Below are 5,218 nucleotides of genomic sequence, written 5' to 3'. Positions count from 1 at the left end.
CCCATCGTAATTCTTTATTACGTCATGCCGGTTTACATCTAGCAGAGGCTAGTTCGGGTAAATGGAAGGGTCAAATTGTCCTCTCTAAACGTGGGAGGTCCCGTTTGCGGCGTTTCTTGTACTTAGCGATAATGAGTCTTTTCATGAACAACCCTGATTTTAAAGAGCTACCCTCTAACAATGTTCATGTAAAAAAGATGAAAAAAATGAAATCCATCATGAAATTAATTAATAAATTTGCAAGAATATTAGTAGGAATGGTCCGAAAGAATGAATCCTATCGCCCTGACAAAGTGCACTCTATAACACCATGGGCAGCCTAACGTAAACTTACTGTAATTCTTTTATAACCACATCAAAGTAACTGATAGCTTTTAAGATTAATATCTTTCGAATATTGGCTTATTCGTAGGATATCAAAGAAAGTACGAAGTACCGGATTTATTGTGCAAAAGGTTTCTGACCCGTTCCGTTAGAAAGACCGGCCTTCTACCACTTGGATAGGTGTGACGAAGGAATGAGAGGGCATTTGACCCGTTGAGACATGGGAGTGAAAACCTCCAAGGGTGGCGTGCAGAATACGTACCTTATACGGAAATCATTGGAGCTATCACTGCCTCCTTTATTTAAGCCTGCCTTCATGTAGCCAAATTGTCAAAACTCATTCAATCAATCCCTTATTTTTCTTTCAAGTGATTTGAAATCCTGCGAATAAGTGAGTATTCGAGAGATAATCGTATCTAACTGAGGGAGCAAAATAAGAACTTAATGTGACCTTTAAGCAAATAAGTTTAATGCAAAGATGCTCTAATTCCATGCATTTTACGTGAAGCTAGTATAATCGGTCCGCAATAACAAAAACTATCTACATAGTTGAATAAATATTAAAAAGGATGGTATATAACCATGAAACCTCTTTTGCTTATTCCATTTTTTTTAGTCTTATGTATAGGTTCTGGTTGTACACAAATTAAAATCCAAAAAACACCAAGATCAAATTCACATAACTTTTCTGAACAATCAAAAGTAGAGACCGTTTCATTAACTCTTAATTTAACAGATCAGGAACAAAACGTTCGTGAACGTCATCCCCTTTCTTTAGCGGATATACAAAATAAATACCACAGAGACATTTTAACGGATGGACCTAGAACAAAACGTGAAATCGCTTTGACTTTTGACGATGCACCGGACGCAAACTTTACTCCAAAAATACTTGATATTTTAAAAAAGAATGGAGTCAAAGCGACGTTTTTTGTTGTTGGATGGAGGGTTGAAGCCTATCCCGATATAGTAAAAAGGATAGTGGCTGAAGGACATATACTCGGCAATCATTCGTATAACCACGCTAATCTTCCGAAACTAAAGGACGACGCATTCCATGAACAGATTATTAAGACGGACAGGCTTATTGAGAAATTTACTGGATTCACTCCAAATATTGTCAGACCACCCTATGGAAATGTCACCGAGAAACAAGTCCAATGGTTAATGACTCAAAAAAAAATCATTGTGAATTGGAATGTGGATTCCCTAGATTGGAAAGGTTTAAAGGCTGACCAAGTAGCAACCAATGTTCTAACACATGTACACACTGGGTCAATTATTTTACAACATTCCGGTACTGGAGTTGGCGGAGACTTATCGGGAACGGTAAATGCCCTTCCGAAAATTATTGACGATCTAAAAAAAGAAGGCTTCAAACTAGTAACCATACCAGAATTATTGGATATCCCGGCTAAATAATTATTACGTGCCTGTGGTGTGGTTCAAAATCATGAGAAGAAATCTAAGAGGATTATACCATATGGGTAATCCTCCTAAATTCCTTCCAAGTGTTAAACTATCCTGCAAGTTAGTTTAAGTTCACCCCTTTTCAATCTTAGTAAGTTATTCAAATAAATGGCCCGATCGTGGAAGACTGCTCTTTTGGAAATCAATTAACCTTGTATAACACCTAAAACATTTTTGATTATTTCAAATATATCAAGTGGTAAAACAGTCTGTCATTCATTGGTACACTTTTTGTCATTCAGTGGTAAAAACTATGTCAAGGATGGTACATTTCATTGCCCATAATCAGCATTCCATTTTGAAATTGAACGATCAAGTTCTCCGCCAAACAATCCGAATGTGATTTCTCCCATATTATTCGTTCTTTCATCAATTTTTAGTACCTAATTCAAATTCTTCTGGTGACTTAAATCTTAATGAACCTCAAAGTCTCCCCATTGTATTAATAAATGGTTTTCCTTATATAAATTAATGTGTATTGTTACCAATCCCGTTTTAGTTTCTCGTAAATTCAACAGGCGGTTTGGTAAATCTTGAATGATTTTTTAGAAGACGACTGTTTAAAATGCTAAATTTGAGAGCTATGAAGAAGATACCGAGAAGTCACTGGTTTTATGAAATTTTACAAGTATCATCAAAAGTCTTTTTTTGTAAGAGGTGAGATGGTTTGCAATCCTCTTTATAGAAATCTTTTTTTGTTCCAACATTGAATGATCTATTTATAAGAGAAACCCCACTGATTTGAAAAGTGGGGTTTCTCGACAAGCTGAAAGGATAGATGAAGATCATCATGCTTATGCTACGTTAATTTTATTATTTTCTACTGATACAGTGATCGTAGTTACGTTTTCGCTATTAATAATTAAAGAAGTGATTTTATCTTCAATTTGCTCTTGAATGACGCGTCGAAGTGGACGAGCACCAAACACATTGCTATATCCTAATTCGGCAATCTTTTCTTTTGCTTCCTTATCGATTTCAATGGAAATCCCTTGTTCCTCTAAGGTTTCTTTAAGCTCCGCCATCATAATCTCGATAATTTCCACAAGGTTCTCTTTTTGTAGGTGGTTAAACTCAATAATCGAATCAATACGGTTTAAGAATTCAAGCTTAAAGTGATTTCCGATTTTATCGACAATATTTGACTCTGCTCCTTGCTGTTCATCGCCGCCAAAACCAATTGGCCCTAAAGTTTTGTTTACAACACCTGCGTTTGAAGTCATGATAATAATCGTTTCCGTAAAGCTTACGACTCTTCCTTGGCTATCTGTTAACCTGCCATCTTCCATGATTTGAAGAAACACATTCATCACATCTGGGTGTGCTTTTTCGATTTCATCCATCAGAATGATGGAATAAGGGTTTCGGCGAACTTGTTCTGTTAACTGACCTGCATCTTCATGTCCGACATAGCCAGGAGGTGAACCAATGAGCTTAGAGACAGAATGTTTTTCCATATATTCACTCATATCTAGGCGAATCATCGCATCTTTACTGCCGAATAATTCGGCGGCAAGAGTTTTCGTCAACTCGGTTTTACCTGTACCTGTTGGACCTAAGAATAAAAATGAAGCGGTTGGACGTGTTTTCGGTTTTAATCCAACACTTGCCCTTAAGATTGCATTGGCTACTTTTTCAATAGCTTTATCCTGTCCAATAATTTTACTTGATAGTCTCTCTTTCAAGTCTTTCATTTTTTGTTGCTCTGCTTTTTGTAGCTTTTGTACAGGGATTCCAGTACTTTTTTCAATAATCTCTTGGACCATTTCTACGGTAATATCTTTCGTTATATTATCTGAGTATTCAGATAATATTTGTTTCATTTCTCTCTCTTCATCACGAAGAATCGCCGCTTTTTCGTAGTGCTCTAATTTCGTTGCTTGTTGTTTTTCTTCACTAATTTCTTTTAAGCGCTGTTTTAAATAGTTAACATCCAGCTCTCCATGAGCAAGGTTTAGTATTGCACCGGCCTCATCCATTAAATCGATGGCCTTATCTGGTAAGAAGCGATCTTGAATATAGCGTTTTGATAGTGTCACACATGCTTTTAGGACATCATCCGAATACGTTACATCGTGATACTTTTCATATGCTGGCCGAATTCCTTTTAAAATTTCAAACGCTTCATTCACAGACGGTTCTTTCACGATCATCGATTGGAAGCGACGCTCAAGTGCAGGATCTTTTTCAATCATGCGATACTCTTTCATCGTTGTTGCGCCAACAATTTGAATATCACCGCGCGCTAACGCTGGTTTTAATATATTCCCTGCATCCATTGAACCGTCAGACGTACCTCCAGCACCAACCATCATGTGTAGTTCATCGATGAACAAAATGACGTTTTCACGTTGGTGTAATTCAGCAATAAGTTTTTTCATTTTTTCTTCAAATTGTCCTCTGTAGGCTGTACCTGCTACAAGTGAACTGATGTCTAGCAAATATACTTCTTTCGTTTTTAGTTTCGCCGGTACTTTGCCTTTGATGATTTGAAGGGCAAGGCCTTCAACGATCGCTGTTTTCCCGACACCAGCCTCACCGATTAAGACCGGATTATTTTTTGTACGACGGTTTAATATTTGAAGGATACGTTCAATTTCTTGATCCCTACCGATCACTCCATCGATTCGCCCTTCTTTTGCTTCATTCGTCAAGTTCCGTCCATGTTGATCAAGAAAGCTATTTTTTTTTCGTTTCTTTGGCTTGGTTACATGGACATTTTTGTTTTGCTCAGGCTGGCTGCCATCTGTGTCCAACAGATTGAACATTTGGTTGTCAAGTTGAATGGAGCCGCTTTCCAATTTTTGTTTTGCGATATCATAGCATTCCGCACACAAACTAATTTGGCTTTGACCATGATTCAATGAGAAGTTTAACTGATAACTCGCTGGCGATGTTTGACAGTTTTGACAAATCATAGTTCCACCCTCCTTTTGACTTTGACTATTTTTGACTATGAATATATGAAAAAGGAGCCACTTCTACCAGTAGGCCCGGTGAATTTTTTATTAAGTTTCTTTCTATTATATTGTACTTCTTTTAACATTTCTATAGGTAATGGTTGGGTATATACCCAACCTAGTAAACGTTTACTCCACCATACTGTTGGAAACATAAAAATGATGTAATGTAATTGTCAGTCTATTTTCGCCCAAGTCTCTCTTTTACTAAATATAATTAAATAATAAATATATAACAATATAAAAATGAATTTTGAAGCCTTGATATAACCCATCCATTTTCTTGACATACAAGTTTATTTTCTTTACTAGTTTTTGCAACAATATCATTTCTTTAAATGTTGCCCCTACTTTATTAGGGGCAATAACAAGAAAAAATGCCATTATAAGAATAATGTATCTTTTCATTAATTCAACACCTCAGTTTACTGATCCCTAAAATGTTTTCTAATTCAATTAACCAG

At 36.4% G+C, this 5,218-nt stretch carries 3 protein-coding genes; 2 read left to right on the top strand and 1 reads right to left on the bottom strand.

Going from position 1 to position 5,218, the window contains the following annotated elements; translation table 11 throughout:
- On the top strand, positions 1-323 hold a 323-nt coding region (locus JN080_RS28175; RefSeq protein WP_256239259.1), incomplete at its 5' end, for an IS110 family transposase.
- A 583-nt stretch (positions 324-906) separates the two neighbouring features.
- A complete protein-coding gene (locus JN080_RS28170) occupies positions 907-1,746 on the top strand; it encodes a polysaccharide deacetylase family protein (RefSeq protein ID WP_256239258.1) in 840 nt (279 codons plus the stop codon).
- A gap of 842 nt (positions 1,747-2,588) precedes the next feature.
- On the opposite strand, the gene JN080_RS28160 is transcribed toward JN080_RS28170, so the two are convergent.
- Positions 2,589-4,712, bottom strand: a complete 2,124-nt coding sequence (locus JN080_RS28160) for an ATP-dependent Clp protease ATP-binding subunit (protein WP_256239257.1) — start codon at positions 4,710-4,712, stop codon at positions 2,589-2,591.
- Between the last annotated feature and the right edge of the window lie 506 nt (positions 4,713-5,218).

The sequence above is a fragment of the Bacillus sp. EB600 genome (assembly GCF_024494385.1).
In the GTDB taxonomy this organism is placed as follows: Bacteria; Bacillota; Bacilli; order Bacillales; family Cytobacillaceae; genus JAEVLT01.
The sequence above is the reverse complement of the archived record's forward strand: the minus strand, read 5'-3'. Positions and strand labels throughout refer to the sequence as shown.

Coding starts and splice junctions, on each gene's coding strand:
- JN080_RS28170 (WP_256239258.1), top strand. CDS start 907: ATGAAACCTCTTTTGCTTATTCCATTTTTTTTAGTCTTATGTATAGGT.
- JN080_RS28160 (WP_256239257.1), bottom strand. CDS start 4,712: ATGATTTGTCAAAACTGTCAAACATCGCCAGCGAGTTATCAGTTAAAC.